The organism is Lamprocystis purpurea DSM 4197 (genome assembly GCF_000379525.1).
Taxonomy (GTDB): Bacteria; Pseudomonadota; Gammaproteobacteria; order Chromatiales; family Chromatiaceae; genus Thiodictyon; species Thiodictyon purpureum.
In genome coordinates this window covers 32,669-48,937 of sequence record NZ_KB902526.1, presented here as the reverse complement: position 1 = coordinate 48,937, position 16,269 = coordinate 32,669, and the positions used below count along the sequence as shown (strand labels likewise).

The window sequence follows — 16,269 nt, the reverse complement described above, 5'->3', positions numbered from 1 at the left end:
AGCGGCGTCTCGTACCCAAAATCCTCTGGCGTTTTTTCGACGACCGTGTCTTTCAACCATTGATCCATTTCCTTTGTTACGAGAGGTGGCATTCCCGGGGCTTTCTGTGTTTCCAGCCCGTCATAGCCATCAATGGTGAAGCGGCGTAGCCAATCATAAACAGAACTGCGACTGACTCCTAACACATTGCTTACATCATCAGGATGATAGTTCTTTTCATTGACGGCGCAGACAGCAATTTGACGTAAATAGGTCATAACTTCATCTGGAATTTGACGCGCATCAGACATCCAATCCCGTTTCATGATAAACCTCCAACCTCTATTGAGAACTCGGTTGCTTCTACATATACGACAATTCAATATGAAAAAAATTCCAGAGAACCAATGATTTGTCCAGATATCACATTAGGGCGCTATAATTAGGGAAAAAGAGCAAATTTCCTTGTGGAATTATGCGAGCAGATCATGGAAGTGATATACAAGTACAACCTTCCACTGGCCTTGATCATAGGTCCGGCCAGTACCTAGGCCTCGCAGACCGGAGGTCGAGGCTTTAGCCGGACCAGGGTCGCGCAGACACGATATCGACCGGCTAAAGCCTCGACCTCTAGTTTGCTTGCGGCAGGAACGAAGATCAAGGCCGCGTTGGCTTAGCAGCGGGTTTGAAACCCGCCCCTACATACAGTTATTTCGTTGGGCGCTTATAGCGGGTCACTGGTCACTGTGAATGCGCGCGCGACGGGTAACCGGCATCCCTACAGCTGAGGCTTTATACCGGAGCAAACATGGACTTGAGTGAGCAAGAGGTGCGGTTCCTGGCAAACCGAACAAGATTGGCGAACGCTTGGCGCTATGTCGGCGTCGTTCTTCTGTTCGGTGTGGCGAGTCTTGCGGGCGCGCTGTTCTGGTTCGTGCCTTTGCTGGCCAATCCATTCACGGTATTGACTCGCCTGCAAGACGATTCCATTCCTCAATCGACGATGGCTCTCTCGACAGCCTTGTTGCCGATCGTGGTTCTGACCTGTCTGTTCCTTGCGATGGCCATCGTACTGTTTGTTTTCGCGGCTTTCGCCAATGAACGGACGTATTTATCGATTGTTCAGAAAGTGACGGGGGACGTTCGACGCCGATAGGGCCTGGGTGTTCCGATTGCGTGCAGGCCGGCGGCCCGCGGTCCCAGGATGGCGGCCGGAGATTTGATCCTGGTCCATTGATGCCTTACCGTATCATCGGATAGCATCTCTCTTGGCGCCGTCTGTTTTGCTCTATTTCCACTTTATTGGGTTGGATCGGTCAGATGCATTTAGGAGGCAACATGACACGCAGCTTGTTTTTCGCGCTGGCGTTCGCGGGCATCGTGCCCGCGCTTTCCGGGGACATGGCGACCGATGGGATTGACGCGTTCCGCAGCGGTCGGTACGCGGATGCCTACGCGCTGTTGTATCCGGTCGCAAGGTCGGGCAATGTCGAGGCGAAGTACCTGGTTGGCCGGATATTGGATCAGGGGCTGGCTGGTGAAACAGCCCCGGACAAGGCGCTGCAAATGCTCATCGACGCGGCAAGGTTGGGCCACAAGGATGCCAAGGTCCTGGTCGAACAGACAAAGCACTGTGTCGCGGAACAGACGTGCGAAGACGGCGAGGCGGTCGAGCTCTGGACCTGTGACCGCCGACAGATTCGGATGGCGCCGCTATCGGACGTCGGTTGCGATCGGATGGCTGGGAATCAGCAACCGGTCCAGGAACTGATCGATCGGAGAAAGCGCATCGATCAAGCCGTTTACCGTCACTTTGGCGATCCACTTCCCGGAGGTCAGGCTGCCGGGCAATTCGAATCAGCGGAGGAGTGCGCCGCCTGGGCGGCGGCAGCCGGACCTAATGAGCAAAGGCGCTGTCATTAGGCCGTTCGGCCGCTGCTGGAGTGAGTCCCCGATTGGAAGGGATTTGTCAGCAAAGCCGACATCGAGCGCTTCGGCGAGGTGCTGCACGAGCAGGGCCAAAGCCGATCTTGGCATGTTGGCATCGAGCGGGAATCTCATGCCGCGCCGCGCAGCAGGTGGAAGGATTCTTCGTTAACCAACGCGCTCGCAAAGGCGAGCGCCGCGCGAATCTCCTCCTGGGTCAGGTCATACTCGCGCTGGACCTCCTCAAAACCCATGCCGCCAGCCAGGCTCCCAACGACGATGGACACCGGCACCCGTGTGCCCCGGACGACCGGTTTACCGTGGCAGATGGCCGGATCGATCAGTATTCGGTCGTTCGTTGTCATGACTTTGACTCCGACAGCGACGAGGGTTTACCTAAGTCTGGCCTTGCGGCAAATGGGTGAAAGATCGTTGCGAACGTAACATAATATCGTAGCCGGGAAACCACGAGTGTGCACGTTGAAACGTTGAAAGTCGAACGGTGCAGGGCCTGCTGATTTTCTTGCACACGGGGGATGATCCCGGTGCCCCGCCGGGTGCGGTGCCGCCCTTGTGCACGGCGGCGCATCTGGACGCATTGCTTCCACTTTGAACGATGTTCGGCAGGTGCGCCGACCCATATCAGCTAGCGGGGCGACCGCCTCGCTCGACCTGCGGCCAGCACCACGGCACCGAGCAGCAGCATCAATACCAACAGCGCGATCGGGGAAAGCGTCGGAACCGGCACCACGGCGCCCGCCGGTGCGGGAGCGGGAGCGCGGCCAAGCGCTGCGACTTGGTCAGGCGTCAGCGCGGTATCGAAGACCCGGATGCGCGCGACCGCGCCCGCTGAGTCCTCACCAGATACGGTAGCATCATCGACAAAGAAACGCAACGTGTTAGCCGTGATGATCCCGCCGCCGCCACTGTCGTTGAAAGTGAACTGCTGCACACCATCAACATAGCCGACGACAGTTGCGGTGACATCGCGCGTGATTACCACCTGCCGGTAGGAATTCGCGGTGATCGGGGTGCCAGCGCCCTGAGCAAAATCATAGAAAACCAGACGGCCGCTGGAGTTGTACAGTCCCGTGTCGGATGATCCGTTCTTGAAATCGATATACCGACGAAAATTGGTGGTGTCGAGCAGTCGGGCGAGCAGGACGATCGTATAGGTGGAGCTGGTCGTGACGCCGGTTGTCGGCGCCAGTTGGAGTCCATTGCCCCTCGGAAACGTCAATACGGTGCGGTTCTTGCCATCGACGGTTTCGATGGCGAATCCATTCGTGCCTGGACCAACATCGGTCAGCGCGGGGGCCGCCCCGACCGTGCTCGTCAGTGTGTGCTGGAACTGATAATCGGCGGTCAGTGCCGCCAGCGCGTTGCCGACGTTGCCAAACGCGAGCAACCCGAGAATGAAGCGTACAGCGAAGGGCATTTCTCCCCCATGCAATCGGAAAAAATTACACAAAAAGTAAATCGAAAAAGCTTAGATCAATCTTCTGAGAAAAACAAGGAGGTTCGTTGCGGCACTGTGCGGACCGGCGTTGCCCCTGACGGTTCGCTCCCACCGCGATTAACCAGCCAGCCCCTCCGCCTTCAAAGTCTCCTGGACCGCCGGACGCCCTACGGGGTCCAACCAGGCCGCTTCGGTATAGGGAGGGATAAGGTGAGGGAGAGGATCGACCGAGGCCGAGGTGGCGGGGCGACTAAAGTCGCCCCTCCAATCGCCCCTACAGTCGCGCCTATCGCACTAAGAACCTTGCAGGCATGCGCAGGCTGGAGCTTGATTCCTGAGAATCGCCTGACCCCGTGCGCGTTGGCGGCGGCTTGGTCGCCGTGCCCTCAGCCGCGCAAGGACAGGATGTCCCAGCCGCGCGCCAGTGCCGCCTCACGCAAGACCGCGTCCGGGTCGACCGCCACCGGCCGATCGACCCGCTCCAACAGCGGCAGATCGTTGTGTGAATCGCTGTAGAAACTGCTGCCCGCCAGGGACTCGCCTTGGGCCGCGAGCCAGACCTCCAGCCGGGCGACCTTGCCCGCCTGGAAGGACGGGATGCCGGACACCGCGCCGGTGAAGCGGCCGTCATGCACTTCCGGGTCGGTCGCGATCAGGTGCGGGACGCCGAAGAGCGCCGCGGTCGGCGCGGTGATGAAGGTGTTGCTGGCGGTGATGATCAGCAGGGTGTCCCCGGCCGCCCGATGGCGGTCGATCAGTGCGCGGGCGGCGGGCAGCATCAGCGGTTCGATGCATTCGCGGACGAAACGGGCACGCAGAGACTCCAGGAGTTCCGGCGGATGATCGCGTAACGGGCGCAGGGAGAAGCGCAGGAAGGCGTCGATGTCCAGGCTTCCTTCCTGGTAGTCGCGATAGAAGGCGTCGTTGGTGCGCGCGAACTCGGTGCCGTCTTCCAGCCCCTGGGCGACCAAAAATTGCCCCCACAGGTGGTCGGAGTCCCCGGCGAGCAGGGTGTTGTCGAGGTCGAAGATCGCCAAAGCCATACTGTAATTCCTGTTCCGGTTCGTGCCCGGACACCGGCACGACGCGTCGTTGGCCGCATTGTGCCTGATCTGACCAAGGGTTCAACCCGAAGTAACACCGTCCTGCCCGAACAGCGCGAATGAACAACGAACAGACACGGTGTTATCGGCGCCAAGCACAATAACCGCATATCGGAGCGGGTTTTAAGCCCGCACCGCCGCCAAGGCGCTGTCCGGATCTCAGGTATGAAGGCGATATAGCCTTTGTACCTGAACCCTTGATGTAGGGGCGGGTTTGAAACCCGCCCCTACGTCCGGTTATCACGTCCGAATGCGATACCAGGTGTTCGCACACCGCGGACGGCCCGCCGCGCGGCCACCGTCAGCGTCCGCAACCAGGACCAATTCCATTGCTTTTTCTCACTTTTTTAGGGACAGGTGGCGTTCTCCGGAGTCACGAGCCGGACGCGAAACCTGCGCCGTCCGGACCCGCGGCAGGAGGCGGTTGGCACCACCCGCGCCCGAGTGCGCCCGCGCAACGCAGCGCGACCCGTGGAAAGCCGTGCAACGGCAATCGCTTATGCAAATCTCTTGCTTGCCCGCCCTAATCCGAATGTGGAAGAATGAAAGCCACAACAAGGCGGGGTACGGTTCCTTGATCGACCGCGACGGTTTCCGCCCCAATGTGGGCATTATTCTAACGAACCAGGAACGCCGCCTCTTTTGGGGCCGGCGGGTAGGTCAGAACGCCTGGCAGTTTCCTCAGGGGGGGATCAACTGCGACGAAACCCCGGCGCAGGCCATGTTTCGGGAGCTTGAGGAGGAAGTTGGCCTCCAGTCTCAACATGTCACGATCCTCGGTTGCACCCAAGGCTGGCTGCGCTATCACCTGCCCAAGCGTTACATCCGCCGCCATTGCGGCCCGACCTGCATCGGCCAGAAGCAGATCTGGTTCATGCTGCGGGTCGACTGCGGCGAGGATGCGTTCTGCCTCGACAAGACCGAGAAGCCGGAATTCGACGCCTGGCGCTGGGTGCGTTATTGGCAACCGCTGCACGAGGTGGTCTACTTCAAACGCCGGGTCTACGAGCTGGCGCTTGAGGAACTCGCGCCCCTGCTGTACCCGGACGGGGTGCCCGACCGCAACGAGCTGCCGCCCCGTGCCACTGGTTTTCTGCGTCAGCGGCGTCGCTGATCCGGAACTGCATTTTCTCGGTTAAAGGAAGTCTCGCTCGACCATGATCCGCATGCTCGAATCCCTGCGTCGCATCGTCCACGAGGTCGATAACGCCCCCGACCTGGAGCAGGCGTTGGCGATCATCGTCCGCCGCGTCAAGGAGGCCGTGGGCGCCGATGTCTGCTCTGTCTATTTGAACGACTACGACAACCGCCGCCACATCCTCCAGGCCACCGACGGTCTGCGCCAGGCGGCTGTGGGTCGGGTCCGCATCGAATTGGGGCGCGGCCTGGTTGGACTGGTGAGCGAACGCGCGGAGCCCATCAACCTGGACGACGCCGCCGCCCATCCGCGCTATCTCTGCATTACCGACACGGGTGAACAGCGGTTTCACGGCTTTCTGGGGGCGCCCATCATCCAGAACCGCAAGGTCCTGGGGGTGTTGGTGCTGCGCCAACTGGAGCAGCGGCACTACCAGGAAGAAGAAGTCACCTTTGTCGTCACCCTCGCCTCGCAACTCGCGGGCGCCATCACCTACGCCCGCATCAATGGCGAACTGGCGCGCCTGCAGGACGAAGGCATCCCGCAGCGCTTCCTGCCCGGCCTGCCCGCCGCGCCCGGCATCGGGATCGGCACCGCGGTGGTGGTCTACCCGCCGGCCGATCTGGACGCCATCCCCGACCGGCGTATCGACAACCCCGAGGTCGAAGAGGAAAGTTTCCGGAACGCGGTGCAGGACGTGGCCGAGGACCTGGACCGCATGGCCCTGCGGACTGCGACCAACCTCAGCGCCGAGGACATGGCCCTGTTCGACGCCTGGCGCCTGATGCTGGAGAGCGACACCCTGATCGACGGCACTCTGACGCGCATCCGTGCCGGCAACTGGGCACCGGGGGCGTTGCGGGCGACCATCGCCGAACACGCCCGGGTCTTCGATGCGATGGAAGATGCCTACCTGCGCGAGCGCGGCACGGACGTGCGGGACCTGGGCCGCTGCATCCTCACGCGGCTGCAGAACCTCACCGCCGCGCCCATTCAATATCCGCTCAAGACCATCCTGGTGGGTGAGGAAATCTCGGCGATGCAGATCGCGGACGTGCCGCGCGAGCGCTTCGTCGGCATGGTCTCCACCGGCGGCTCCGGGTCATCGCACGTCGCCATTCTGGCACGCGGCATGGGTGTTCCCGCCGCCATGGGCGTGGCGGACCTGCCGGTGGGGCGGGTCGAAGGCCGCGATATGGTGGTGGACGGCTACCGCGGCCGGGTCTATGTTGCCCCCGGCCCCGCGGTGCGCGCCGAGTATCAGCGCATGGCCGAGGACGATCGGGCCATGACGCACGAACTCCAGTCCCTGCGCCATCTGCCGGCCGAGACCACCGACGGGTATCTGCTGCCGCTGTACCTGAACACCGGTCTGGTCTCGGAGAGCCGCCCGCTGGGGATCGAGGAATCCGCCGGCGTGGGACTCTACCGTACCGAACTGCCGTTCATCGTGCGCGACAGCTTCCCCAGCGAGGCGGCGCAGATGTCCAACTACCGGCGGGTGCTGGAGCTCTTCGCCCCGCGGCCGGTGACCATCCGCACGCTGGACATCGGCGGCGACAAACCCCTGCCCTATTTCCCGATGCACGAGGCCAACCCCTTCCTGGGCTGGCGCGGCATCCGCATCACCCTCGACCATCCGGAAATCTTCATCACCCAGATCCGCGCCATCCTGCGTGCCGCCATCGGGCTCGACAATCTGCAACTGCTGTTCCCGATGATCAGCACCGTGAGTGAGATCGACGAATCCCTGACCCTGGTCCAGCGCGCCCACGATGAACTGCTGGAAGAAGGCTATCAGGTCAAGATGCCGCCGATCGGGGCCATGATCGAGGTTCCCGCCGCGGTCTACCAGTCCGAGGCCATCGCCCGGCGGGTGGACTTTCTCTCGGTGGGCACCAACGATCTGACCCAGTATCTGCTCGCGGTCGACCGCAACAATCCGCATGTTGCCAAGCTGTTCGACGATCTCCACCCGGCCGTGCTGCGCGCCCTGATGCAGGTGCTGGTGGGCGCCCGTGTGCATGGCCGCGAGGTGAGCATCTGCGGCGAGATGGCGGGCGACCCGATGGCCTCGATCTTGTTGCTGGGGATGGGTGTGAACAGCCTCAGCATGGGCGCGAGCAGCCTGCTGCGGGTCAAGCGGGTCATCCGCAGCATCAGCCGCGGGCGCGCGCGCGAAGTCCTCAAAGCCGCGCTCCAATGCGAAGACGCGGCCTCCGTACGCCGACTGCTGTTCAATACACTCGACACCCTGGGCCTGGCGGGCTTGGTGCGGCCGGGACGGTGATGCTGGGGCTCTGGCTCGAAAACCGGCAACTCACCCTGCACGGCGACCTCCCCGAGCCCGTGCCCGGCCCCGGCGAGTGCCTGCTGCGGCCGATCCTGCGCGGCATCTGCAGCACCGACCACCAGCTCGTGCAGGGGCTCTACCCCTTCACCGGCATCCCCGGTCATGAGTTCGTCGGCGTGGTCGAGTCCGGTCCGCCGCACCTGCTCGGCCGTACCGTGGTCGCCGAAATCAACCTGGCCTGCGGACACTGCCCGCGCTGCCTGGCCGGGCTCGCCAACCACTGCGCCAACCGGCAGGTCATCGGCATCCGCGGTCGCCCCGGCGCCTTCGCCGAACGGCTGGCTGTCCCCATCGCCAACCTGCATCCGGTCCCGGACAGCGTCTCCCCCGCACAGGCAGTCTTCACCGAGCCCCTGGCCGCGGCCCTGGAGATCCAGGAGCAGATGCAGATCGGCCCGGACGATCGGGTCCTGGTGGTCGGCGACGGCAAACTCGGCCAACTCATCGCCCAGTCACTGCGGCCCACCGGCTGTCGGCTGACCGTACTCGGCCGTCATCCGGACAAGCTTGCCCATCTGGAACGGCTCGACATCGCCACCCGCTGCCAACCAGACCCGGCACCGACCGACTGCGACATCGTCATCGAATGCACCGGCTCCGCCGCCGGTTTCGCCCTCGCCCGCCAGGCGGTGCGCCCGCGCGGCACGCTCGTCCTCAAGAGCACCTACCAGGGCAACGCGACGATCGACCTCAGCAGCATCGTGGTCGACGAGATCCGCATCCTGGGCTCGCGCTGCGGCCCCTTCCCCGCGGCCCTGGCGCTGCTGGCCTCCGGCCGCATCGACCTGGGTTATCTGATCGACTCCGTCTACCCGCTTGCGGATGGACTCGCCGCCTTTGCGCGCAGCCGCGAGCGGGGGGTGCTCAAGGTGCTGATCGGGACATGATCGGATTCGCCATCCTCGGCTGCGGCGCCCACGGCGAGCGCTACCTGCGACATCTGGCGGCGGGTGATGTGCCCGGCGCGCGGCCCACGGCACTCTGGCGGCAGGACCAGACCGCTGCGGCGGCGCTGGCCGGACGCTATAGCGTGCGCGCGCACCGCGACTGGTCCGGGCTGATCGCGGACCCGGCGGTCGACGCGGTCATCGTCGCCACCCCGCCGGGCGCCCATGCCGCGCCGATTCTGGCGGCGGCGCGGGCGGGCAAGCCGGTGCTCACCGAGAAGCCGCTGACGGCGAACCTGGCGGACGCCTTGGCCCTGGCCGCCGCGCTGCCCGCGGACGCGCGCGTGATGGTCGCCCACACCTTGCGTTACGCTCCGGCGCTGCTGGGCGCCCGCGCACGGCTGCCGGACCTGGGCGAACTCCACCGCATCCGCGTCGCGCAACGGCTGGAGCCGAATGCCATTGCCTGGCAGCGGGACCGGACGCTGGCAGGCGGCGGTTCGGTGATTTTGACCGGGGTCCACGGGTTCGATCTGGTCCGCTGGTTCGCCGGGGCGACGCCCGATCGGGTCAGTGCCTGCACCCGCGCACTGCTCGGGCACCCGTTCGAGGATCTGTTCGAGGCCCGCTTCGAGTACGCCGACCGGCCGCTCATCGCCACCTGTGAGGTCGCCAAGTTCTCGCACAGCCGCAGCGCCCTGTTGGAGTTGGTCGGCACCCGGGGTCAATGTTGGGTGGATTATCTGGCCGGCCGGGTGGAGTGGATCGCAGGGCGGGAGCGGCGGGTCATCGCCGAGCCCGGCGATCGGCCGACCCTGCCGCCGACCCTGGCCGCTTTCTGCCGCTGGCTCGATGAGGGCGGCGCCTGCCCGGTGCCGCTCGCGGATGGGATTGCCGCGCTCAGGATGGCGGAGGCCTGCTACCGGTCCGCCGCGACGGGGACCCGGCCAGTCTCAATGAACCTTGACTGAGCACGGTGATCGTTGAAGCACCGTCAGCTTCAGTTGCTCAGCCTGTTTCGCCGCGATCCCGTGGGAGCGGCCTCCGGCCGCGATGGGGCCTCGCGGGATTGCGACCATCGGGGTTGCGCACGTCACCTCATCGCGGCCGGAGGCCGCTCCCACAGAAGTGAAGCGCTGCGTTGATTTAAAAGGGGATATCGTCGTCGAAAGGCATACCGCCGCCTTGCTCGGGGGCAGCGGGAGCAGACGCGGGCGCCGGGCGGGCGCCGCCCGCTGCCGGCTGGGCACGGGGGGCATCGTCGTAGGGAACTGACGAGCCGCCGCCGGGGCGACCGTCAAGCATCTGCATGGTGCCGCCGACGCCGACAATGACCTCGGTCGTATAGCGATCATGCCCCTCCTTATCCTGCCACTTCTTGGTGCGCAATTGGCCCTCGACATAGATCTTGGAGCCCTTGTGGAGATACTGCTTGACGATCTCCGCGAGCTTGCCAAAGAACACGACCCGATGCCACTCGGTGCGCTCCTGCGTCTCGCCGGTGTTCTTGTCCTTCCAGGACTCGCTGGTGGCAATGCTGACATTGGCGACCGCGTCGCCACTCTGCATGTAGCGCACGTCCGGCTCGTTGCCGAGATTGCCGATCAGGATGACTTTGTTGACGCCTCTGGACATGATCTCCTCGCACCCGCCCAAGCGGGCAAAAAATAACTGATCGATTAGCCGCGGCCCTCAGGCCGCGGCAAAGGCTTGTAATCTTGCCGAATCGAGCGCCCGGCTGTCCACTTTGAGATAGGCAACCCCCTCCTCCGGCACCACCACCGCATCGCGCACCCCCGGCACGGCCAGCAATTGCTGCTCCAGGGCGAGGATCCCGTCCGTGTCGATCGACCCCAGGCGGATCATCTGATTGCTGACCCGCTCCGGCGCGGCCATGGTTGCGGCCACCAGGATCCAGGCCAGGGCCGAGACCGCGGCGAACAGGAACACCGCCGGCGTTCCGAAGGACTGATGGACCAGCCCCCCGGTCATGCCGCCCAGGAAGGCGCCGATGAACTGGGAGGTGGAGTAGACGCCCATGGCGGTGCCCTTGGCCCCGGCGCGGGCGATCTTGGAGATGATGGACGGCAGCAGCGCTTCAAGCACGTTCACGGCAGTGAAGAACAGTGCCAGCAGAATCAAGAGCGGCACCAGGCTGGTCGCCCAGAACGAGAAACCGAGCGCGGCCAGCCCGACCGCGGCGATGGCGCCGAGAAAGACCTGCTTCACCCGTCCCTGCCCTTCCGCGATGATGATAAAAGGCACCATCGCGCCCAGACCGACCAGCAGCACCGGCAGATAGACCTCCCAATGATCGGCGGCGGCCACGCCGGCCGCGACGATGGACGGGGGGATGACCAGGAACATGGCGGTCATCATCAGGTGCAGCGAGAAAATGCCGAAGTTCAGCCGCAGCAACTGGCCGTCGCGCAGCACTCCGCCGAGTTGGCTCGCGACCGGCTCCGCGTCGCGGTGGACTGAACGGCGCCGCGGGTTGGGCACGACCAACCACAGGACCAGAATGCCGCCGAAGGCCAACACCGCGGTCGCCCAGAAGACGCCGGCGAGCCCCCAGATTTGCGCGATGGCCGGCCCCAGGATGAAGGCGAGCCCGAAGGCGATGCCGATGCTCGCCCCGACCCCGGCCATGGCGCGCGTGCGCACCTCATCGCGGGTCAGGTCGGCGGCCAGCGCGGTCACCGCCGCCGAGACTGCCCCGGCCCCCTGAATCACCCGCCCGATGATGATGCCTTCGATGGTCGTGGACAGGGCGGCGATGACACTCCCCAGCACGAAGATCGCCAGCCCGCCGAAGATCACCGGCTTGCGCCCGATGCGGTCGGAGAGCATCCCGAAAGGAATCTGCAGGAGCGCCTGCGTCAGTCCGTAAGCCCCGATGGCGAGCCCGATCAGCAAGGGCGTCGCCCCGCTGACCCCGCCCGCATAGAGCGCGAAGACCGGCAGGATCAGGAACAGGCCCAACATGCGCAGGCCATAGATACCAGCCAGGCCGACCGAGGCGCGGCGCTCGTCTGGAGTCAGGGGAATGATCTCGGGTTTGGCAGGCTTCACGGGCAACGCAACAGTGCGTGGAGATAACAGTGTCTTGCATGATACCAGTTTCACCCGGCGGGAAGCAGAACACGGCCTGGAGATCCCGTGGGAGCGGCCTCCGGCCGCGATAGGCCTCACGAGATCGCGACCATCGACATTCACCGCGGTACCCCATCGCGGCCGGAGGCCGCTCCCACGGGAGACCTTCGTCTGGCAGGGTAGGTCCTCGCCGTCGCATGACCGTCAGCGCAGTTTTGCGCCAGCCGGCCCCCGCTCCGCATAATAGGAATCCCGCCCTCAGCCCAGCCGATCGAGCCCCCTCATGGACAGTATCCGCATCCGCGGCGCCCGCACCCACAATCTCAAGAACCTGGACCTGGATCTGCCGCGCGGCCAGCTTATCGTACTCACCGGGCTCTCGGGCTCGGGCAAGTCCTCGCTCGCCTTCGACACCATCTACGCCGAAGGCCAGCGCCGCTATGTGGAGTCGCTCTCGGCCTACGCGCGTCAGTTCCTGTCGGTGATGGAGAAGCCCGATGTGGACCACATCGAGGGCCTGTCCCCCGCCATCTCCATCGAGCAGAAGACCACCTCACACAATCCGCGCTCCACCGTCGGCACCATCACCGAGGTCTACGACTACCTGCGCCTGCTGTTCGCCCGGGTCGGCATCCCGCGCTGCCCGCAGCACGGCGAGCCCCTCCAGGCGCAGACGGTCTCGCAGATGGTCGACCAGGTGCTCGCCCTGCCGGAGGGGGAGAAGCTGATGCTCCTGGCTCCGGTGGTATCGGCGCGCAAGGGCGAATACCAGCGTCTGATCGCCGAACTGCACGCCCAGGGGTTCGTGCGGGCGCGCATCGACGGCGCCTTGTATGAACTGGACAGCCCGCCCGACCTGGATCTGAAGAAGAAGCACGACATCGAGGTCGTCATCGACCGTTTCCGGGTGCGCGCCGACCTGCAACTGCGCCTGGCCGAGTCCTTCGAGACCGCGCTCGCCCTCTCCGGCGGCACCGCGCGGGTGGCGGCCATGGACGCCGACGGCGCCGCACCGGAGATCACCTTCTCCGCCAACTATGCCTGCCCGGTCTGCGGCTACAGCATCGCCGAACTGGAACCGCGCACCTTCTCGTTCAACAACCCGGCCGGGGCCTGTCCGAGTTGCGACGGCCTTGGGGTCGAACAGTTCTTCGATCCGGCCAAAGTCGTCGCCCAACCGGCCCGGAGCCTGACCGACGGCGCCGTGCGCGGCTGGGACCGACGCAACGGCTACTATTTCCAGATGCTCAGCGCCCTGGCCGAACACTCTGGGTTCGAACTGGAGGCGGCTTGGGTCGACCTGCCGGAGCAGGCGCGCCAGGTGGTGCTCTTCGGTTCCGGCACAGACAAGCTCAAACTCAAGCTGCCCCATGAGCACGGCAGCGGTAAGTTGCGCCCCTTCGAGGGGATCATCCCCAACCTGGAGCGGCGCTATCGCGAGACCGACTCCAGCGCGGTACGCGAGGAGCTGGCCCGCTACATTTCGCACCAACCCTGCCCGGCTTGCGGCGGCGCCCGGCTGAATGAGTCGGCGCGCCATGTCTTCGTCGCCGACCGTAACCTCCCGACGCTCTCGGCGCTGCCGCTCGGCGACGCCCTGGCCTGGTTCGAGACCCTGAGCCTGCCCGGCAGCCGCGGTGAGATCGGCGCCCGCATCACCCGCGAGATCGCCACCCGCCTGCGCTTCCTCACCGACGTGGGCTTGGACTATCTGACCCTGGAGCGCAGCGCCGAGACGCTCTCCGGCGGCGAGGCTCAGCGCATCCGGCTCGCCAGTCAGATCGGCGCCGGCCTGGTCGGCGTCATGTATATCCTGGACGAGCCCTCCATCGGCCTGCACCAGCGCGACAACGCGCGGCTGCTCAAGACACTCACCCACCTGCGCGACATCGGCAACACCGTGATCGTCGTCGAACATGACGAGGAAGCGATCCGCGCCGCCGATCTGGTGGTGGACATGGGGCCGGGCGCCGGGGTCCATGGCGGCGCGGTGGTCGCCCAGGGCACCGCCGCGCAGATCGCCGCCAACCCCGAGTCGCTGACCGGACGCTATCTGTCCGGAGACCTGCGCATCCGCATCCCGTCACCGCGGACTGCGCCGGACCCCGAGCGCCAGTTGCGCATCCTGGGCGCCGACGGCAACAACCTGAAGTGTGTGGACGCGGCCATCCCGGTCGGTACCTTCTGCTGTGTCACCGGCGTCTCGGGCTCCGGCAAATCCACCCTGATCAATGACACCCTGTTCCCGGCCGCCGCCCGGCTGTTCAATGGCGCCAGCGCGAGCCCCGCACCCCATCGGGCGATCGAGGGCCTTGACCACTTCGACAAGATCGTCGACATCGACCAGAGTCCCATCGGCCGCACCCCGCGCTCCAACCCGGCGACCTATACGGGCCTGTTCAATCTGGTGCGGGACCTCTTCGCCATGGTCCCGGAGGCGCGCTCGCGCGGCTACGGCCCCGGCCGCTTCAGCTTCAACGTCAAAGGCGGACGCTGCGAAGCCTGCAAGGGCGACGGACTGATCCGGGTCGAGATGCACTTCCTGCCGGACATCTATGTCCAGTGCGACACCTGCAAGGGCCGCCGCTATAACCGCGAAACCCTGGAAGTCCGCTACAAGGGCAAGACCATCGACGAGGTGCTGAACCTCACCATCGAAGACGCCCTCGCCTTCTTCGCCCCGGTGCCGCTCATCCACCGCAAGCTCCAGACCCTGGTCGACGTGGGCCTGTCCTACGTCACCCTCGGCCAGAGCGCCACCACCCTCTCCGGCGGCGAGGCGCAGCGGGTCAAGCTCAGCCGTGAACTCAGCAAGCGCGATACCGGCCGCACCCTCTATATCCTGGACGAACCGACCACCGGTTTGCACTTCCACGACGTGAAGCAATTGCTCGACGTCCTGCACCGCCTGCGCGACCACGGCAACACCGTCATCGTCATCGAGCACAACCTGGACGTTATCAAGACCGCCGACTGGATCATCGATCTGGGACCGGAGGGCGGGAACAAGGGCGGTGAAATCATCGCGGTCGGTACGCCGGAGCAGATTGCCGCCGATTCGCGATCACATACGGGGCGGTTCTTGATGCCGTTGCTGGAGCGGGGGTGGTGAGGTCCCCTATCACCGGAGAACTGAAGTTTCCTAGCAGCCTGTCGGACTTAGCCCCTAGGATTAGGGTGCGAGTCAACATAAAGGCTTTTTGTTGCTCCACAATCTAACGTAAGGTGATTTCCGCGAAAAATCCAACCCGTAGGAGGTGGGGGCACAATGACGCATCCAACCCGTAGGAGCCCGCTTGCGGGCGACGGGNGGGGCACAATGACGCGATTCCGGCAGGTCACGTCGCCCGCAAGCGGGCTCCTACGGAGCTTGATTCTTGATAGCGTCTTATTCGGAAATCGCCTAAAGTCCGACAGGCTGCTAGTCGGGCACTCACCCAGCTGATGCGCAATTTCGACGCGTCCTGTCAGTTATAACTTGCAAAATGACGCCTTTCGTCCAAGACTGTAAGCTATGACTGACAGGATCCGCCTGCCTGATGAGCTTGGCGCGCAGATACGTGCACGGCGTCAAGCCCTCGGCCTGTCAAAAACAGATCTCGCGCAACGTGCCGGCAAGGTGCGTGAAGTGATCTATCGCCTCGAGAGCGGCGAAGACATCACCCTCTCCTCGCTGATGGCGGTGCTCGCGGCACTGGGTCTCGCGATGCGGCTGGAAAAAGCCGGTCTCCCGACCATGCAGGAAGTTGCTGACCGGTTCAGGCTGGACGAGGACGACGAGGATGCTGCCTGACAAAATCCCGTTGCTGGAGGTTGCCATCGGCGACGATCGCAGTGCCGGCCAGTTGCTGAAGCGCTCCCTCTCGGTTCTTCGAGCAGGTCGCCTTTTCGGTGATGGTGCGCAATGGCGATGCTCATTTGAAAAACTTTGGGCTGCTGTATCGTTCGGCCCGCGATGCCTGGCTGGCGCCAATGTTCGATGTCGTCACCACCGCCATTTACCGCTACACCCGCTACGAAGGCGGTCCCGAGCTGGAAGACAGGACCATGGCGCTGAAACTGCTGCGCGGTCGTCATCAAACCAAGGCCTATCCGACCAACGAAGCGCTCATGGCGTTCGGACGGCGTGTTTGCGGCGTTGCCAACCCAGCGGTTGTCATTCAGCACATCGCCCAAGCCATGACCGAAACATTGCAGCAAGCGAAAAACGATGACCGCATCGCATCAACGCTGCGTACGAAGCTCAGCGCCGCGTGGGAAACCGGCTTGGCGTACGCCAGAACGGACACAAGGCCATCAGCCTGATCCAGACCACGCCGACCCTCCGTTTA

General features: G+C 64.4%; 14 protein-coding genes and 1 pseudogene. 9 read left to right on the top strand and 6 right to left on the bottom strand.

Annotation, left to right across the window (positions count from 1 at the left end):
- Positions 1 to 305: helix-turn-helix domain-containing protein (locus A39O_RS39125; RefSeq protein WP_157640363.1), on the bottom strand; the 305-nt coding region annotated here is incomplete at its 3' end.
- A 482-nt stretch (positions 306 to 787) separates the two neighbouring features.
- Here A39O_RS39125 and A39O_RS0123445 point away from each other — a divergent pair.
- Positions 788 to 1,135 (top strand): hypothetical protein, encoded by a 348-nt coding sequence (locus A39O_RS0123445; protein ID WP_020507108.1) that lies wholly within the window; start codon positions 788 to 790, stop codon positions 1,133 to 1,135.
- Between the two features lie 182 nt (positions 1,136 to 1,317).
- On the top strand, positions 1,318 to 1,902 hold the full coding sequence (locus A39O_RS37035; RefSeq protein WP_020507107.1) for an SEL1-like repeat protein: 585 nt from the start codon (positions 1,318 to 1,320) through the stop codon (positions 1,900 to 1,902).
- Positions 1,903 to 2,036: 134 nt separating this feature from the next.
- Here A39O_RS37035 and A39O_RS0123435 read toward each other — a convergent pair whose 3' ends face one another.
- From A39O_RS0123435 to A39O_RS0123425, 3 genes are all read right to left on the bottom strand, one after another.
- A complete protein-coding gene (locus A39O_RS0123435) occupies positions 2,037 to 2,270 on the bottom strand; it encodes a DUF433 domain-containing protein (protein ID WP_020507106.1) in 234 nt (77 codons plus the stop codon).
- A gap of 281 nt (positions 2,271 to 2,551) precedes the next feature.
- The gene (locus A39O_RS0123430; RefSeq protein WP_020507105.1) at positions 2,552 to 3,343 is read right to left on the bottom strand and encodes an IPTL-CTERM sorting domain-containing protein; all 792 of its coding nucleotides are present in this window, start codon (positions 3,341 to 3,343) and stop codon (positions 2,552 to 2,554) included.
- Positions 3,344 to 3,750: 407 nt separating this feature from the next.
- Complete coding sequence (locus A39O_RS0123425; protein WP_020507104.1) at positions 3,751 to 4,407, bottom strand: histidinol-phosphatase; 657 nt, start codon at positions 4,405 to 4,407, stop codon at positions 3,751 to 3,753.
- Between the two features lie 634 nt (positions 4,408 to 5,041).
- On the opposite strand from A39O_RS0123425, the gene A39O_RS0123420 reads away from it, so the two are divergent.
- The 4 genes from A39O_RS0123420 to A39O_RS37030 are packed head-to-tail and all read left to right on the top strand — an operon-like array spanning position 5,042 to position 9,816.
- A complete protein-coding gene (locus A39O_RS0123420) occupies positions 5,042 to 5,581 on the top strand; it encodes an RNA pyrophosphohydrolase (RefSeq protein WP_026199687.1) in 540 nt (179 codons plus the stop codon).
- Between the two features lie 52 nt (positions 5,582 to 5,633).
- On the top strand, positions 5,634 to 7,895 hold the full coding sequence (gene ptsP / locus A39O_RS0123415; RefSeq protein ID WP_026199686.1) for a phosphoenolpyruvate--protein phosphotransferase: 2,262 nt from the start codon (positions 5,634 to 5,636) through the stop codon (positions 7,893 to 7,895).
- Positions 7,895 to 8,845, top strand: a complete 951-nt coding sequence (locus A39O_RS0123410) for an MDR/zinc-dependent alcohol dehydrogenase-like family protein (protein ID WP_026199685.1) — start codon at positions 7,895 to 7,897, stop codon at positions 8,843 to 8,845. The genes ptsP and A39O_RS0123410 overlap by 1 nt, the downstream gene beginning before the upstream one ends.
- A complete protein-coding gene (locus A39O_RS37030; protein WP_020507100.1) occupies positions 8,842 to 9,816 on the top strand; it encodes a Gfo/Idh/MocA family protein in 975 nt (324 codons plus the stop codon). Before A39O_RS0123410 ends, A39O_RS37030 begins: the two co-directional genes overlap by 4 nt.
- Before the next feature lie 175 nt (positions 9,817 to 9,991).
- Here the strand turns inward: A39O_RS37030 and ssb are convergent, their stop codons facing one another.
- Positions 9,992 to 10,480: a single-stranded DNA-binding protein gene (gene ssb, locus A39O_RS0123400; RefSeq protein ID WP_040528583.1), complete on the bottom strand. Its 489-nt coding sequence runs from the start codon at positions 10,478 to 10,480 to the stop codon at positions 9,992 to 9,994.
- A 57-nt stretch (positions 10,481 to 10,537) separates the two neighbouring features.
- Positions 10,538 to 11,917 (bottom strand): MFS transporter, encoded by a 1,380-nt coding sequence (locus tag A39O_RS0123395; RefSeq protein ID WP_020507098.1) that lies wholly within the window; start codon positions 11,915 to 11,917, stop codon positions 10,538 to 10,540.
- A 304-nt stretch (positions 11,918 to 12,221) separates the two neighbouring features.
- Here A39O_RS0123395 and uvrA point away from each other — a divergent pair, with 304 nt between their 5' ends.
- The 3 genes and pseudogenes from uvrA to A39O_RS0123380 all read left to right on the top strand — a co-directional run.
- Complete coding sequence (uvrA, locus tag A39O_RS0123390; protein WP_020507097.1) at positions 12,222 to 15,050, top strand: excinuclease ABC subunit UvrA; 2,829 nt, start codon at positions 12,222 to 12,224, stop codon at positions 15,048 to 15,050.
- A 402-nt stretch (positions 15,051 to 15,452) separates the two neighbouring features.
- Positions 15,453 to 15,731 carry a helix-turn-helix domain-containing protein gene (locus A39O_RS0123385; protein WP_020507096.1) on the top strand — a complete coding sequence of 93 codons (279 nt, stop codon included), beginning with the start codon at positions 15,453 to 15,455 and terminating at the stop codon, positions 15,729 to 15,731.
- Positions 15,732 to 15,814: 83 nt separating this feature from the next.
- Positions 15,815 to 16,243, top strand: a pseudogene (locus A39O_RS0123380) (HipA domain-containing protein); the annotation flags it as partial.
- Positions 16,244 to 16,269 lie beyond the last annotated feature (26 nt).

Coding starts and splice junctions, on each gene's coding strand:
- A39O_RS0123425 (WP_020507104.1), bottom strand. CDS start 4,407: ATGGCTTTGGCGATCTTCGACCTCGACAACACCCTGCTCGCCGGGGAC.
- A39O_RS0123385 (WP_020507096.1), top strand. CDS start 15,453: ATGACTGACAGGATCCGCCTGCCTGATGAGCTTGGCGCGCAGATACGT.
- A39O_RS37030 (WP_020507100.1), top strand. CDS start 8,842: ATGATCGGATTCGCCATCCTCGGCTGCGGCGCCCACGGCGAGCGCTAC.
- uvrA (WP_020507097.1), top strand. CDS start 12,222: ATGGACAGTATCCGCATCCGCGGCGCCCGCACCCACAATCTCAAGAAC.
- ssb (WP_040528583.1), bottom strand. CDS start 10,480: ATGTCCAGAGGCGTCAACAAAGTCATCCTGATCGGCAATCTCGGCAAC.
- A39O_RS0123435 (WP_020507106.1), bottom strand. CDS start 2,270: ATGACAACGAACGACCGAATACTGATCGATCCGGCCATCTGCCACGGT.
- ptsP (WP_026199686.1), top strand. CDS start 5,634: ATGCTCGAATCCCTGCGTCGCATCGTCCACGAGGTCGATAACGCCCCC.
- A39O_RS0123445 (WP_020507108.1), top strand. CDS start 788: ATGGACTTGAGTGAGCAAGAGGTGCGGTTCCTGGCAAACCGAACAAGA.
- A39O_RS0123430 (WP_020507105.1), bottom strand. CDS start 3,343: ATGCCCTTCGCTGTACGCTTCATTCTCGGGTTGCTCGCGTTTGGCAAC.
- A39O_RS0123410 (WP_026199685.1), top strand. CDS start 7,895: ATGCTGGGGCTCTGGCTCGAAAACCGGCAACTCACCCTGCACGGCGAC.
- A39O_RS37035 (WP_020507107.1), top strand. CDS start 1,318: ATGACACGCAGCTTGTTTTTCGCGCTGGCGTTCGCGGGCATCGTGCCC.